Genomic DNA, 15,331 nt, shown 5'->3' on the forward strand with positions numbered 1-15,331 from the left:
GACGCTCCTCGTCCGGAGAGCGAGGGGTAGTCGTCATCCTAGTGATGAAGCGCTTCGCGCAGTCATCCGCGATTCCCCGGGGATCACGTGTCCGTCGCGGAGCGCGACGACGGCGTCCGCCGCTGCGATCTCTCCGGCGTCATGGCTGGCGACGACGATGGTCTTGCCCTGTTCGGCGAGCGCGGCGAGGCACGCCGCGATGCGTGCACTGGATTCCGCGTCGACCCCTGCGGTCGGCTCGTCGAAGAGCAGCGCCTCCGTGTCCTGCGCGATGCCCTGAGCGACGAGGGCCCGCTGCCGCTGCCCGCCGGAGAGCTGGCTGAGGAGTCGTCCGCGAAGCTCGCCGAGGCCGAGCTGCTCGATGGCGGCGTCGACGAGCTCGGCGTCGCGAACGCGGGCCCGCGCGCCTCGCCCCCAGTGCCAGCTCGAGGCGCTCGGCCGGCCTCCCGTTCTGCCCCAGCGGCCCATCGCGACGGCGGCGCCGACCGTCAGGGGGAAAGCCTCGGGCAGCCGGGCGTGCTGGGGCACGTAGGCCACGCTGCCGGGCCTGGCGTCGAAGTCGTGCCATTCGAGGGTCCCCGAGGTGAGCGGGGTGGTCCCGGCGAGCACGCCGAGGAGCGTGCTCTTGCCTGAGCCGTTGTGCCCGACGATGACGGTGATCGCGGAGCGTCTGACCTCGAGCGAGACGTCCGACAGTGCGGCGTGTGCGTCGTAGCGGACAGTGGCGTTCGCGAGCGTGATGAGGGCAGCCATGCACGCCACACTATCGGTAATGAGAAGCGTTTTCATTATGCTACGGTCCTTCCTCGTGCCCTTCCTCACCGATCCCCTCGAAGCGAGCTTCTTCGCCAGAGCCCTCCTCGGCGGCTCCCTCGCCGCCGTGCTGTGCGCCTGCGTCGGCACCTGGGTGGTCCTGCGTGGCATGGCCTTCCTCGGCGAGGCGCTCGCCCACGGCATCCTGCCGGGCGTCGCCGTCTCAGTCCTCCTCGGCCTCCCGCCGGTCGCCGGCGCGTCCGTCTCGGCCGCCGTCATGGCCGTCGGCGTGCGCACCCTCACGAAGCGGACACGGCTCTCCAACGACACGGCCATCGGCATCCTCTTCGTCGGGATGCTCGCGCTCGGCATCGCGATCGTGTCCAGGTCGGGGAGCTTCGCCGTCGACGTCACGGCGATGCTGTTCGGCGATGTGCTCGCGATCGGGCCAGGCGAGCTCTGGCTCATCGCTGCGGCGCTCGCGCTCGCCGCCGTCGGACTCGCCCTCAGCCACCGGCCCTTCACCGCGCTCGCCTTCGACGAGCGCAAGGCGTTCACGCTCGGGCTGCGGCCAGAGCGCGCAAGCCTCGCCCTCATCGCCCTCGTGGCGGTCGCGGTCATCGCCTCCTACCAGACCATCGGAACGCTCCTCGTGACCGCCCTCCTTCTCGCTCCCCCGGCCGCCGCATCCCTCAGCCGGAAGAGCGTCGTCGGCATCATGGCGCTCGGCAGCGCGATCGGCATCGCCTCCGTCGTGGTCGGCCTCTACGCCTCGTGGCATCTCGCCATCGCGGCTGGTCCTGCCATCGCGCTGACCGCCGTCATCTCCGTCGGCGTCGCCTCGGTGCTGCGCGCACCGCGCTCCAGCCGCACCCTCCCCCGATCCACCGCTCCAGCAGAAAGCGACCAGTCTTGCCCCGCACACGCCTGATCTCCCCGCTCCCCCGAGTCTCCGCCCGAGGACTCGCGCCACGCGCATCCCTCGCCCTCGTCGGCATGCTCACCCTCGCCGGATGCACGTCACCGTCACCGGGCCCCGAGACCGCACCGCCCGCGAGCGCACCGACCACCGAAGAGCAGGCGCACGGCTTCGTGGCGGGTGCCGAAGAGCTCGCCGAAGCCCAGACGAGCATCGGCAGCATCGGCGCGGACGGCGCCGTGAGCGTCCTGAACCTGCTGACCGGCGAGAGCACCGCACTCGATGCCGTGGCACCCGCGTCGTGGGCCGTCAGCGACGGCCGGTTCATCTTCTCGGGCGCCGACGCCGCCGATGGGAAGACGGAGATCATCGACACCGGGGTGTGGACGGTGCCCCACGGGGATCACGTCCACTACTACCGTGCGACTCCTGGCCTCGTCGGCGAACTCACCGAGACGGGAGCTGCGCGGGTCTCCTCGAACGAGGGCATCGCCGCCCTGAGCTTCGAGACCTCCGGCACGACGGTGGTGCTCGACCGGCACGCCCTCGGCCAGGGTGAGACCGTCGAGCTCACTCGCATCGAGTCGGCGGCCCACTCCGCCGCGGCCGCGCCGGTGGGCGACGCCGTGGTCGCGAGCAGCGTCGCGTCGGCGGGTGCCTCCCCCGTCCTCACCGCCTACTCGTCTGACGGCACGAAGCTCGGCGAGGGAGTCGACTGCCCTGGGCTGAGCGATGTGCAGCAGACGAGCCTCGGCGCGACGTTCGCCTGCGCGGATGGGCTCGTGTTCGCCGCGGCCGCCGAGGGCGAGGACACGGCTGCCGCACCGTCGATCACGAAGGTCGCCTACCCGGACGCCGCGTCCGCAGACACGGCTGGAACCGCAGCACCCGGCCAGGCAACCTCGCTCGACAGCCGACCCCACCGCCCGGCCGTGGCCGGTCCCGCTGGAGACGTCGGCATCTGGCTCGCCTCCTCCCGCTCGCAGGAGGTGACCTTCCTGCCAACAACACGCCCCATCCTGACGGCCGTGGCCGTCGGCGACGACAGCGACCGAGTCGTCGCCGTGGACGACGAGGGGACCCTGCTGGTCATCGATGGTGAGAGCGGCGAGGTGACCGGGTCGCAGGCTGAGCTGATCGGCGCTCCGGAGACCGCCTCGGGCATCCATCTCTCCGTCGACACGAGCCGCGCCTACCTGAGCACGCCGGCCTCCGCCGAGCTGCACGAGATCGACTACAAGGACGGCGCGCGCGTCGCCCGCACCCTCGAGCTGCCGACGGCCCCTGCCTTCGCCTTCGAGACGGGAAACTGAGCATGCGCGCATCGATCGCCTCACACTTCACACGCACCGGACTCGGCGTCCTCGCCTCGCTCGCGCTCGCGGCAGGCCTCGTGTCCTGCAGCACGAGCGCAGCAGATGACCGACCCGAGATCGTCGTCACCACCAACATCCTCGGCGACGTGGTCACCGAGCTCGTCGGCGACCAGGCGAGCGTCGTCACCCTCATGAAGCCCGGCGCCGACCCGCACTCCTTCAGCCTCACCGCCCAGGAAGCCGCCTCGATCGAGAACGCCGACTTCGTCGTCTCCAACGGACTCGGACTGGAAGAGGGCGTCGCGCAGCATCTCGAACAGGTCGATGCGGCCGGCATCCCGCACTTCGTGGCAAGCGACGCCTTCGAGCCCCTCTCCTACACGGAAGGCGACGCGGAAGGCATGGACGATCCGCACTTCTGGACCGACCCCGCCCGGATGTCCGCGGTCGTCGACGCGCTCGGCACCCGACTCGCGACCGACCTCGACGGGCTCGACGCGGCGGCCCTCGACGCCTCCGTCGCCGCCTACGAGAGCGAGCTCGACGAACTCGACGAGTGGATGCAGGGCGAGTTCGACACCATCCCGAGCGAGTCGAAGAGCCTTGTCACCAACCACCACGTGTTCGGCTACCTCGCCCAGCGCTTCGGCTTCACGGTCGTCGGCACCGTGATCCCTGGCGGGACCACGCTCGCGGCGCCAAGCGCCGCCGACTTCGCCGAGCTCAGCGCCGACATCACCGCCGCCCGCGTGCCCACGATCTTCGCCGACTCCTCCAGCCCCGACGACCTCGCCCGCGCTCTCGCGGACGAGGCCGGCATCGACGTCCGCGTCGAGCAGCTCTTCACCGAGTCGCTCACCCCCGCGGGCGGCGGCGCAGAGACCTACCTCGAGATGATGCGCGCCAACACGGAGCGCATCACCACCGGCCTCACCTCGTAGCCCGCTCGACAGCGAGCCCCAACACCCCAAGTAGCAAGCCCGAACACAGAAAGAGTCTCCATGACCCTCGCCTCCCCCACCAGGACCCGCGGCGCCATCGCCGTGACGGCCCTCGGCATCCTCGCCCTCACCGGCTGCACCCAGACCGGTCCCGCCGCGACGGGAGAAGCTGCGGCGACCCCCGGCGCAGCGGCCACCGCCCAACGCGTGACGCTCACGTACGACGGCGGGCTCGTCGTCCTCGACGCGACGACCCTCGAGGTCGTCGGCGACGTCCCCATCGACGGGTTCACCCGCGTCAACCCCGTCGGCGATGGCCGCAACGTGCTCGTCACGACCGACGCCGGCTTCCAGGTACTCGACACTCAGGAGCCGGCGCTCACAGGCGTCACCTTCGAAGGCTCGAAGGCGGGCCACGCGGTCGCGCACGCCGGCAAGACGGTGCTGTTCTTCGACGGCAGCGGCGACTCCGTGATCTTCGACACGGATGCGCTCCTCGACGACAGCACGAAGCTGCCGGAGACCGAGACGGTTGCGAGCGACGCCGCCCACCACGGCGTCTCGATCGAGCTCTCGGACGGCACCTTCGTCACGACGCTGAGCGACCGCACCGGCATCGTCGCGACCGACGCCGACGGCACCGAGCTCGCTCGCTCCACCGACTGCCCCGGCGTGCACGGCGAAGGCACGGTGAAGGACGAGGTCGTGGTCGTGGGCTGCGAGAACGGCGCGCTCGCCTACTCGGACGGCACGATCACGAAGCTGTCCTCGCCGGACGAGTTCGGTCGCATCGGCAACATGCTGACGACCGAGGACTCGGCCATCGCCCTCGGCGACTACAAGACCGACCCGGACGCCGAGGGCTACCTCCTGCAGGCCTTCGCGCTCGTCGACACGACGAGCGGCAAGATCTCGATCACCGAGCTGCCCGATGGCGTCGGCTACACGTTCCGCGACCTCGCCCGCGGCTCCGACAACGAGGCGATCATCCTCGGCTCCGACGGCTCGCTGCACCTCTTCTCAGAGGAGAACGGCTCGCCCATCACCTCGATCCCCGTGATCGACGCGTGGGAGGGGCCGGCCGAATGGCAGGACGCACACCCCGCGCTCAAGGTGCAGAACGGCGTCGCCTACGTCACCGACCCGGCGACGAGCACGGTCCACGCCGTCAACCTGGAGACCGAGGAGATCACGACCTCCGCGACGCTCCCCGGCGCACCCAACGAGATCGCGTTGAGCTAACAGGCCGAGCAAACCGCGAGGCCCCGGCACTACAGCACGAGCCTGAACGGCTCCAGTGGCGCATGGGGAGCACTCCCCATGCGCCACGCCAGCGAACGGCAATAGGATGCCGAACAGCGGGGCCACGGGCCCTGCGAATACAGCCATCGGACGTCCGAGAAACCACAGATCAGGGAGACTCAGCATGCGCAGCGAGCTATTCGCGGAAGCGAACCGGGAGAGCCAGAGCACCGAGCGTTGGGTGCTGCAATCGAAGAAGATGCTCCGCGTCGGCTTCGGACCTGAGGTTCTCGCAGCCAAGGGCGCGATGGTCGCCTACCAGGGCCAGTTCGAGTTCAAGCACGAGGGCTCAGGCGGCCTCGGCAAGTTCATGAAGAAGATGGTCTCCGGCGAGGGCGGCTCGCTCATGCGCGTCGGGGGGCAGGGTGAGGTGTTCTTCGCCCGCCAGGCCGCTGACGTCTTCACACTGGTCCTCGAAGGTGAGGGCATCACCATCAACACCGCCAACCTGCTCGCCTTCGACGCGAACCTGCAGTGGGACATCAAGATGCTCGCGAACGCGGGCATGATGACGGGCGGCCTCTTCAACCTCGAGGTCGGTGGCCACGGCACCGTGGCCGTCTCGAGCGACGGCCCACCTATGGTCCTCGACTGCTCGGTGCAGCCGACCTTCGTCGACCCCCAGGCTGCGATCTGCTGGTCGCAGAACCTGCAGCCGACCATCAAGAACGACTTCAAGATGGGCTCGCTCATCGGCCGCGGCTCCGGCGAGTCGTTCCAGCTCGCGTTCCACGGGCCCGGCTTCGTCGTCGTGCAGCCGAGCGAGGGTGTCCCCATCGTCGCCACGGCCTGAGGGCGTCGCGCCGGTTCCGCCCTCAAAGGCGGGACCGAGTTCGCTGTGGATGTCGGCTCGAGTGCGCTCAGCTAGCGACCAGACCGCAGCCTGAGGCGGGTGGCGGATCGAAGAGATCCGTCACCCGCCTTCGTCGTACTCCGCCTGGGTCTCGCCCGCCGAGCTAGCGGCGCTTCTTGAAGAGCGTGCCGAACACGCCGCGCACCACCTCGCGGACGATCGTCTGGCCGGTCCGGGACCCGAGCATGTCGCTCACGACGTTGCCACTGCCCGCATCCGGCCGTGACCTGGTGGTCGTGCGAGTCTGCGTGCGCGAGCGGGCCGCCTTCTCCGCGCGCTCCCGCTCCTTCGCGTCCTTCGCCGCCTGCTTCTCCGCTTCGATCGCCGCGGCCTCGGCCCGTTCACGCTCCGCCGCGGCGTTCATCTTGGCCGTCAGCACCTCGTGCGCCGACTGCGGATCGAGCACCTGCGAGTAGCGCGGGTACAGCGACGACGAGGCGACGAGCTGGCGGAGGCCGTCCTCCGGCGTCGGCGACATGGAGGCCTGCGGGGCGCGGAGGCGAGTCCACGCCACCGGCGACGGGGCGCCCTTCTCGTTCATGACGGTGACGATCGCCTCGCCCGTCGCGAGCTGCGTGAGCACTTCCTCGAGGTCGTACCCGCTCTTCGGGTAGGTGCGCACGGTCTGGCGCAGCGCGGTCGCGTCGTCGGGGGTATGCGCACGCAGCTGGTGCTGGATGCGCGAGCCGAGCTGCGCGAGCACGTCGTCAGGAACGTCCTTCGGCGTCTGCGTGACGAAGAAGATTCCGACCCCCTTGGAGCGGATGAGCCGCACCGTCTGCGTGATCTGCTCGATGAACGCCTTGGAGGCGCCCGAGAACAGGAGATGCGCCTCATCGAAGAAGAAGACCAGCTTCGGCTTGTCGAGGTCCCCGACCTCGGGCAGCTCGTTGAACAGGTCGGCGAGCAGCCACATGAGGAACGTCGAGAAGAGCGCGGGGTTGCTGGCGACGCCGGGCAGCTCGAGGAGGCTGACGACGCCGCGCCCCTCGTTCGTCACCCGCAGGAACTCGCGGGTGTCGATCTCGGTCTCCCCGAAGAAGATGTCGGCGCCCTGCTCCGAGAAGTTCACGAGCTCGCGCAGGATGACACCTGCCGTCTGCTTCGAGAGCCCGCCGATCCCCTCGAGTTCGAGCTTGCCCTCGGTGCTCGTGAGGTACTGCAGCACGGTCCGCAGGTCGGAGAGGTCGACGAGCGCAAGGCCCTGCTCGTCGGCGAAATGGAAGACGAGGCCGAGGCTCGACTCCTGCGTCTTGTTGAGCCCCAGCACCTTCGAGAGCATGAGCGGCCCGAAGCTCGAGACGGTCGCTCGGATGGGGACGCCGATGCCTCGCCCGCCGAGCGAGAACACCTCGGTGGGTGCGGCCGCCGGAACCCAGTCCTGCCCGATGCCCTTCGTACGCGCCAGGAGCTTGTCGCTCGGCTCGCCTGGCGTCGCGATCCCGGAGAGGTCGCCCTTGATATCGGCCGCGAACACGGGCACGCCGGCGGCGGAGAGCTGCTCGGCGAGCACCTGCAGGGTCTTCGTCTTGCCAGTGCCCGTTGCGCCGGCGACGAGGCCGTGACGGTTGGTCATGGCGAGCGGGATACGCACGGGAACGTCTGCGAGCGCCTCACCGTTGACGATCGCTCCGATCTCGAGCGCGGCGCCCTCGAACGCGTAGCCGGCGCGAACCGTCTCGAGCTGCTGCGCGTCCAACGGGCCGGCGGACTCGGCGGGAGCTGGCGGCTCGGCCTGCGCCGCGGGCAATGCCGGGTCGGGCGCTCCGGCCGGGTCTGTCTGCGCGGCAGTCGCGCTCTCGGTCTTCGCTTCGGCCTCGGCGGCCGCGAGCGCAGCTGTGGCCTCCTCGAGGGCTCTGCGTGCGGCTTCGATACGGGCGTCGGCATCAGTCATGGCACCAGGCTAGTCACTCCTAGACTTGGTGCCATGCCTCAGTTGGAAGCGTCCGTGGTCGTGCCCCTCTCCGTCGAAGCGGCCTTCGCGCTCGCGCACACCGTCGGCGAGGCTCGGAGCTGGGATCCGGGCGTCATCCGCAGCGAGTTCATCCGCGGCGCCGCGGCACCCGTCTCCGGAGCGCACTTCTTCACGAAGACCCCGGGAGGGCGGCGCATGATCCTCGAGCTTCGAGTGGTGCACGCCCCGCTCGTGAGCTCCGCCGAGATGGTGAAGGGGCCGGCATGGCTGACCTCGTTCGGCGAGGGCTGGCGATTCGAGGCCGTCGAGGGCGGCACGAAGGCCACGTGGAAGTTCACGTACAAGCTCGCGTCGCCCGTCTTCGCGTCCACGCTCGGAGCCGCCACCAAGCCAGCATTCGACCGCGAGCTGCACCAGCGTGCCGCTGCGTTCAAGGAGAGGGCAGTGGCGCTCTCGGAAACGAGCTAGGAGAGCCTGACAGCAGATCGCTCGATCAGGACGAGCGGAGCAGGCGAGACGCTGTCAGACACGTGCTAGGCGGCGGGGAGGTACGCCGCCCACTCGGGCAGCTCTCGTTCGACGCTTCGCGGCGACCAGCCGGTCGCCCGCGGGGGTCTCGGTGTGAGGCGAAGCCGCCAGCCCATCTCCCCCGGCGTCTTGTCGCCCTTGACGTTGTTGCACCTGAGGCAGCAGGCGACGAGGTTCTCCCAGCTGTCGCGCCCGCCCCTCGACCGCGGCAGGATGTGGTCGATCGTGTTCGCGAAGCCATCGCAGTAGCCGCAGCGGTTCGCGTCCCTGCGCAGCACGCCCTTGCGACTCACCGGCTGCATGCGGGCCATGGGAACGCGCACGTACCTGGTCAGCAGGATGACGCGCGGCCGCTCCCAGACGCCACTTGAGGCCAGCACCGGATGGTCCTCATCGACGTCGATCACACTGGCCTTGCCGTGCAGCACGAGCACGAGTGCCCTCCTGTCGGAGACCACCCCGAGCGGTTCGTAGCCTGCGTTCAGGACGAGGGTTCGCATGCTGGACCTGCTTTCGCATCCGTACGAAAAAAGGGCACCGCCCGGATCGGCGGCACCCTTGAATCGAGTAGGTAGATGGACGGACGAGACTCGTCGGCCTGTATTCGAACGGTCTGACAGGCTTCACCGCTCTGGTAGACGTCGAGGGCTGAGCACGCGCGCGCATCCTTGGCGTGGATGCCGCTGCGTGCCCTCATTGACGCTCCCGAGTGTCGTCGATCTGGCAACAGCGTAGACCACGGATGCAGAATGCGGGAGGGGCAGCTTTCCCTGTTCACCGGCCAGAAAGACCGAAGACAGGGAGCTGCCCCTCCCGCATGTGGGAGACGCGTCGCTCACAGGCGGACGAAGTAGTAGCTTCCGCCAGCGTCGAGGCCACCGAGCTCGACCATGCGGCCCTCGGTGGGAGCGTCGATCATCTGGCCGTTGCCGGCGTAGATGCCGACGTGGAAGTTCGGGAAGATGACGAGGTCACCCGGCTGCGGGTCGGAGACGCGTGTGCCCGCCGCCGCCTGTGCGCTGACGCCGTGTGCCACGTCGATGCCGTGGAGGCCGAACACGTACTTCACGAGACCCGAGCAGTCGAAGCCGTCTGGGGTGGCCCCGCCGAACACGTACGGCGAGACGCCGATGAACTGCGATGCGGTCTCGACGACGCTCGAGCCGGCGACGCTCTGGCCGGCGGAGCTGCTCGCGCCGCTCGTGTCGGCTGCGGCGGCGTCTGCGGTTGCAGTGGGTTCTGGCGTCGCGACTGCGGCGACCTGATCCGCACTCATGCTCACGACCGCGGTCTCCGTGCGATCGGTCACGGTCTCCGGTGCCGCGACGGCGGGGGTGGCATCGGCGACGGCGTCGGCGATGGCCGCTTCGACGCTCGCCTGCTCGGTCTGCGCATCTGCGTTGGTGTCACCCGATGCGGCCACTGCGTTCGAGAGGCTGGCTTCGCTGGCGGGCGCAGGCGCTGCCATGGTGCTCGGCACGACGGCTCCGACCGCGGTGACCGCGGCGAGCGAGGCGGCTGCGGCCAGTGTTCCGGCGACGCGGCGGCGGACGACGAGCTGCCTGGGGCGTGGAGCGCGAACCGTCATGGCCCGCTCCCCGGTGAAGGCCGCGGGCACGCTGGGCGCCTCGACTTCGGTCGCCGCGGTCGCGACTCGATCTGCGGGGACTACGGAGAGGAGCGAGGTCATCGCGTTTCGCTCGATACGGCCCGTCTCTTCGGGCTGCAGCAGGACGGGGGCTTGGGTGCCGGCGACGGAGGCGAGCGCGACTGCGCTCAGCGACTGCGTGGCGTCTGCGACTGGGCGCACACCGGTCTGGCGTTCGATGGCGCGGGCCTCGCGACGAGTCAGCGTGGTGCTCATGGATTTCCTTCGGGTGGAGCTGAGCACCCGTTGGTGCCCTGGACTTCCACGAGCGTAACCGTTTATAACGAAAATGTCACGCTCAGGTCACAGTCAGGTCGCAAATCATCACATTTTGATCACAACGACAGAACGCCGCGCGCAGCAGAAGCTGCGCGCGGCGTTGCAGGTCAGAAGGAGCCGGAGCTCGAGATGCCTAGTTGAAGGTGTAGTACACCGGGTTGCCCCACCAGATGGAGCGGTACTGGACGACCTTGCCGCCGTACCCGGGAGAGTCGATGACCATGCCGTCGCCGGCGTAGATGCCGATGTGCGCGCCTGGCTGCACGACGAGGTCACCCGGCTGCGGGTTCGAGGTCTGGCGTGCGCCAGCGATCTGGTTGCTGACGGACCCCGAGAGCGAGATGCCCTGCGTCGCGTAGACCGCCTTGGTGAGGTCAGTGCAGGCCGGGAAGTAGGACCCGACGTAGCTGTGCGCCGCCGCGATGAGGCTCGAGGTGTCGACATTGCCGGACCCAGCACTCGGTGCCGCGGACCCCGAAGACGAGGACGAGGACGTCTGGCTGCTCGTGCTGCCACCGGAGGACGTGTTGCTCGAGGTCGACGAGCTCGACTCCGCAGGAGCCTGGGTCTCCTCTGGCGTCGGAGTTGGCGTCGGCGTCTCGGCGACGGCAGCGAGATCATCGCTGGAGATCGAGACGACCGTGGAGTCCGTGCGGTCGACGGCAACCTCAGGTGCAGCGACGAGGGCCACTTCTTCCACGGCGGCTTCCTCGGCAGCTGGCACTGGGTCTGATGTGGGTGCCGTCGCGGCAGCGTCTGGCGACGTGGCTGCAACCAGGTTGGCCTGGGACTGCACCTCGCTCTGCCCGTCTGCGACGGCCGCTGGGACGACCATCCCGGCAGTCGCGGCCGCAGCGACGGTTGCCGCAGCGGCGAAGCTGGCGGCGGTGCGACGGCGGGTCCGCGCGACGAGGGCGGCCGGCTTTGCGGCGCGGATGCTTACGGAGCGCCCGGTGAAGGCCTCGGAGATGTCCGTGACGGCGGCGGGCTCAGAGTGCTCGATGAGCCCCTGCGACTCCGAGGTCGCGTCGGCCGCGAGCTGCGAGAACGGCAGGACCGAGACGAGGGCGCCTTGGCCGTTTCGCTCGATGCGAGCCGTGTCATGCACCGATGGCGCAGAGGCGACGGCAGGAGTGGAGGCGGCGGAGGCGATCTCGGCGACGGAGGCCTCGATGACGGGGGCAGAGACCCCGGCCACGGCCGACGTGACAACGGGACGGACTCCGGTCTGCCGCTCGATCGCGCGGGCTTCGCGGCGGGTCAGCACGGTGGTGCTGTCCGTACGCGGCGTGCTCGATGTGCTCAAGACTTCTCCTCGGTGCTTTCGAACACCGTTGGAACCGGCATCCTCGACGCGTCCGAGCCTACACAAAGGTCACGAAATTGTCACGGTCAGATCACAAATGGATGCATGAGCGGTCACGCCGGAGTAACGACGAAACGCGCCCAGCCGAAGCTGAGCGCGTTTGTCGAGGTGGTTCGTTCCTTAGCGGAGCGACACGTAGTAGGGGCTGCCCCACGAGATCGAGCGGTACTGCACGGAGCGTCCGCCGTAGCCCGGGTCATCGATGACCATGCCGTTGCCGGCATAGATGCCGATGTGCTCGCCCGGCCAGACGACGAGGTCGCCGGGCTGCGGGTTGGAGGTGGGCGTGCCCATTGCCGCCTGCGCGGAGACGCCACGCGGCAGCGAGATGCCAACTGCTGCGTAGGCGGCCTGGGTGAGCAGGTCGCACGAGCCGAAGTAGCTGCCGACGTAGCTCATGGCCGCGGCGGAGACGCTCGACGAGTCGACGCTCTGTCCGCCGGTCGATGCGGTGTTGGTCTTGCCCGAGGTGCTGCCGCCGGTCGACGTCGTGCCGCCCGTGGAGGCGCTCGAGTCTGCTGTTGCCGTGGGCTCAGGCGTTGCGACGACCTCGGCGACCTGGTCGCTCGAGAGGGTCACGACGCTGGTCTCGGTGCGGTCGACCGCAACCTCTGGAGCGGCGACGAGGTCGACGGAGGCCTGCTCGACAACTTCTTCTGCCGGAGCCTCAGCGGTTGCGTCGGCCTCAGCCGCCGGCGCCTCGGTCTCGACCGTGGTGGCGGCGAGGAGGTTGGCCTGCGCCTGGCTGGCGTTGTTACCATCGGCGACTGCCGCCGGCACGACGACGCCCGCCGTGGCGATGGCCGCGACGGTTGCTGCAGCGGCGAAGCCACCAGCCGTGCGGCGACGCTGACGAGCGACGAGCGACGCCGGCTTCGCAGCGCGGATGCTCACGGAGCGGCCCGTGAACGCCTCGGGGATGTCGATGACCTCTGCGAGCTGCTCGACGGCTTCATCGCCGGCGACCTGCGGGAGCGCAGTGGTCGTGGGGAGCACCGACACAAGTGCGCCGAGCTCGTTGCGCTGGATGTGCGCGGTGTCGTGCACGAAGGATGCTGACGCAGAGGGCGTCGGCACGGATGCCGAGTTGATCTCTGCGACCGAAGCCTCGATCACCGGCGCGGACACACCCGCGACACCGACAGTCGCCACTGGGCGCTGGCCCGTGCGGCGCTCGATCTCACGAGCCTGGCGTCGCGTCAGCGGTGCCGTGGCGTTCGTCAAGTTTTCCAAGTCGTTCCTCCAGCGCCTGACTCCTGGGAGCCGATCCCGCTCTTGCCTGTTACCAGGGGGAGCTAGGTCGAGGAGCGGGATACGGCGCCTCGGCCTGCCAGCTATGCAGACTGCATAGCTCATGACTCGGACAACACTAGTGGAAAAGCTGTGAATTGTCACGCTTCGGTGTCAGAACCCTAACGCCGAGGTAACGAACCCTGAGTTTCCGGGAAAGTCAGGCGCTTGAAGGCCCGCAGAATGCGGAGGAGATCTTCAGCTGGCCGTGACCAGATCTCAGCCTAGCGCACCTTCGGGGCTCAGGATCGCATCCACGTACACGTGCTCGGCGGTTTCGAGCGAGACCTCGACGCCGATGCCGCCAGAAGCAGGCAGCAGGCCGATCCACGCGCCGCGGCGCTGCAGGGTGACCTCGGTGCCAGGAAGCACACCAGCCTCGCGGAGGAGCGTGAGCGTCTGGAGGTCGGACTGGACGGGCTCGCCGAGGCGACGCACCTTCGCGAGCACGGGCTCCGTGGAGGTGGCTCCGCGCGCAGACTCCTCGAGGAGCGCCGAGACGCTCACGACGCCGGCGAGGAACTCCTCGGCAGGCTCGGCGCCGAACTCGACGAGTCCCGGGATCGGCGTGCCGTACGGCGATTCGCTGGGGCGGCCGAGCATCTCGAAGATCCGCTGTTCAGCCTCGTCGCTCATGACGTGCTCCCAGCGGCAGGCCTCTTCATGCACCTGGGCGAGGTCGAGACCGATGACGTTGGCAAGGAGGCCTTCGGCGATGCGGTGCTTGCGCAGCACGCGCGTCGCCTTGGCGCGCCCGTCGGTCGTGAGCACGAGCCTGCGGTCACCTGCGACCGAGACGAGTCCGTCGCGCTCCATGCGCGCGATCGTCTGCGACACCGTGGGACCCGAGTGGCCGAGCCGCTCAGAGATGCGAGCTCGAAGCGGGGTGATGCCCTCTTCCTCGAGGTCGAGAATGGTGCGGAGATACATCTCCGTGGTGTCCACCAGATTGGTCACGCCCCGCCACCCTCCGTTGCATTGGTCTGCCAAGCCTAGCGGCGAGCGAGCCCGCTTGCGCGCATAGGCTTGCAGCATGCCTGACATTCGCATCCCGACAGAGTTCATTCCGCTCGACGGCCGATTCGGCTGCGGCCCGTCGGTTGTACGGCCCGCGCAGATCGACCATCTCGTCGCAGGAGCCACCAGCATCCTCGGCACCTCCCACCGCCAAGCACCCGTCAAGGACCTCGTGGGGCGCGTACGCGCGGGCCTCTCCTCGCTCTACCGTCTCCCCGACGGCTACGAGGTGCTGCTCGGCAACGGCGGGTCCACCGCATTCTGGGATTCCGCGGCCTTCGGCCTCATCTCCGAGCGGGCGCAGAACCTGACCTTCGGCGAGTTCGGCGGGAAGTTCGCCAAGGCTGCAGCTGCCCCGTGGCTCACGGCCCCGGACGTGCGCTCCGCCGAGCCGGGCACGATCGCCTCACCGGAGGCAGTCGCCGGCATCGATGTGTACGCGTGGCCGCACAACGAGACCTCGACGGGAGCCATGGCCCCCATCCGTCGCGTCCACGGCGATGAGGGCGCCCTGACGGTCATCGACGCGACCAGTGCCGCGGGCGGCGTCGACATCGACATCAGCGAGACCGACGTGTACTACTTCGCCCCGCAGAAGAACTTCGGCGCCGACGGTGGCCTCTGGCTCGCGATCGCATCCCCGGCTGCGATCGAGCGCATCGAGCGCATCGCCGCCTCCGAGCGGTACATCCCCGACTTCCTGAAGCTCAGCCACGTCGTCGAGAACTCGCGCAAGAACCAGACGCTCAACACGCCGGCCATCTCGACGCTGCTCCTCCTCGAGGCGCAGCTCGACTGGATCAACGGCAACGGCGGAATCGCCTGGGCAGACAACCGCACCCGGACCTCCTCCGGCATCATCTACGACTGGGCGGAGGCCTCCGAGTACGCGACTCCGTTCGTCGCGAACCCAGCAGAGCGCTCGCAGGTGGTCACGACGATCGACTTCGACGAGAAGGTGGATGCAGCTGCCGTCGCGGCAGCGCTGCGCGCCAACGCCATCGTCGACACCGAGCCGTACCGGAAGCTCGGCCGCAACCAGCTGCGGGTCGCGACGTTCACGTCGGTCGACCCGGATGACGTGCGCCGCCTCACGGGCGCGATCGACTACGTCGTCGAGCACCTGGGCTGATCCCAGCGGGCACCCCACCCCGATCGAAGCGCAGACGAGAGGAGCGTCACCAGCAGCTGCTGGTGACGCTCC

Annotated in this window: 14 protein-coding genes; 7 read left to right on the forward strand and 7 right to left on the reverse strand. The window is 69.1% G+C overall.

Annotation, left to right across the window (positions count from 1 at the left end; translation table 11 throughout):
* Positions 1-33: 33 nt before the first annotated feature.
* A complete protein-coding gene (locus tag ITJ67_RS18315) occupies positions 34-753 on the reverse strand; it encodes a metal ABC transporter ATP-binding protein (RefSeq protein ID WP_160073550.1) in 720 nt (239 codons plus the stop codon).
* 37 nt (positions 754-790) lie between these two features.
* Between ITJ67_RS18315 and aztB the strand changes: the two genes are divergently transcribed.
* The 5 genes from aztB (at position 791) to ITJ67_RS18340 (ending at position 6,024) form a co-directional block, all read left to right on the forward strand.
* Entirely contained in the window at positions 791-1,684 is an 894-nt protein-coding gene (gene aztB, locus ITJ67_RS18320; RefSeq protein WP_194678564.1) for a zinc ABC transporter permease AztB, read from the forward strand.
* Positions 1,666-2,985, forward strand: a complete 1,320-nt coding sequence (locus ITJ67_RS18325) for a hypothetical protein (protein ID WP_160073554.1) — start codon at positions 1,666-1,668, stop codon at positions 2,983-2,985. Before aztB ends, ITJ67_RS18325 begins: the two co-directional genes overlap by 19 nt.
* 2 nt (positions 2,986-2,987) lie before the next feature.
* Positions 2,988-3,929, forward strand: a complete 942-nt coding sequence (gene aztC, locus ITJ67_RS18330; RefSeq protein ID WP_160073556.1) for a zinc ABC transporter substrate-binding protein AztC — start codon at positions 2,988-2,990, stop codon at positions 3,927-3,929.
* A 60-nt stretch (positions 3,930-3,989) separates the two neighbouring features.
* On the forward strand, positions 3,990-5,171 hold the full coding sequence (gene aztD / locus ITJ67_RS18335) for a zinc metallochaperone AztD (RefSeq protein ID WP_194678566.1): 1,182 nt from the start codon (positions 3,990-3,992) through the stop codon (positions 5,169-5,171).
* Between the two features lie 184 nt (positions 5,172-5,355).
* Positions 5,356-6,024 (forward strand): AIM24 family protein, encoded by a 669-nt coding sequence (locus ITJ67_RS18340; protein WP_160073560.1) that lies wholly within the window; start codon positions 5,356-5,358, stop codon positions 6,022-6,024.
* A 163-nt stretch (positions 6,025-6,187) separates the two neighbouring features.
* On the opposite strand, the gene ITJ67_RS18345 is transcribed toward ITJ67_RS18340, so the two are convergent.
* Positions 6,188-7,978 carry a helicase HerA-like domain-containing protein gene (locus tag ITJ67_RS18345; RefSeq protein WP_194678568.1) on the reverse strand — a complete coding sequence of 597 codons (1,791 nt, stop codon included), beginning with the start codon at positions 7,976-7,978 and terminating at the stop codon, positions 6,188-6,190.
* A gap of 33 nt (positions 7,979-8,011) precedes the next feature.
* Between ITJ67_RS18345 and ITJ67_RS18350 the strand changes: the two genes are divergently transcribed.
* On the forward strand, positions 8,012-8,467 hold the full coding sequence (locus ITJ67_RS18350; RefSeq protein ID WP_194678570.1) for a type II toxin-antitoxin system RatA family toxin: 456 nt from the start codon (positions 8,012-8,014) through the stop codon (positions 8,465-8,467).
* Positions 8,468-8,532: 65 nt separating this feature from the next.
* On the opposite strand, the gene ITJ67_RS18355 is transcribed toward ITJ67_RS18350, so the two are convergent.
* The 5 genes from ITJ67_RS18355 to ITJ67_RS18375 form a co-directional block, all read right to left on the reverse strand.
* Positions 8,533-9,027, reverse strand: coding sequence for an HNH endonuclease (locus ITJ67_RS18355; protein ID WP_104241887.1), 495 nt, complete (start codon positions 9,025-9,027; stop codon positions 8,533-8,535).
* Positions 9,028-9,362: 335 nt separating this feature from the next.
* On the reverse strand, positions 9,363-10,391 hold the full coding sequence (locus ITJ67_RS18360) for a C40 family peptidase (RefSeq protein WP_194678571.1): 1,029 nt from the start codon (positions 10,389-10,391) through the stop codon (positions 9,363-9,365).
* A gap of 196 nt (positions 10,392-10,587) precedes the next feature.
* Complete coding sequence (locus ITJ67_RS18365; RefSeq protein ID WP_160073568.1) at positions 10,588-11,760, reverse strand: NlpC/P60 family protein; 1,173 nt, start codon at positions 11,758-11,760, stop codon at positions 10,588-10,590.
* A 180-nt stretch (positions 11,761-11,940) separates the two neighbouring features.
* Entirely contained in the window at positions 11,941-13,053 is a 1,113-nt protein-coding gene (locus tag ITJ67_RS19875) for a C40 family peptidase (protein WP_228503333.1), read from the reverse strand.
* 276 nt (positions 13,054-13,329) lie between these two features.
* A complete protein-coding gene (locus tag ITJ67_RS18375) occupies positions 13,330-14,067 on the reverse strand; it encodes a metal-dependent transcriptional regulator (protein WP_104241893.1) in 738 nt (245 codons plus the stop codon).
* A gap of 76 nt (positions 14,068-14,143) precedes the next feature.
* Between ITJ67_RS18375 and serC the strand changes: the two genes are divergently transcribed.
* Positions 14,144-15,259 (forward strand): phosphoserine transaminase, encoded by a 1,116-nt coding sequence (gene serC, locus ITJ67_RS18380; protein WP_160073570.1) that lies wholly within the window; start codon positions 14,144-14,146, stop codon positions 15,257-15,259.
* Positions 15,260-15,331 lie beyond the last annotated feature (72 nt).

This window comes from Pseudoclavibacter sp. VKM Ac-2867, from assembly GCF_015351275.1.
GTDB lineage: Bacteria > Actinomycetota > Actinomycetes > Actinomycetales > Microbacteriaceae > Pseudoclavibacter.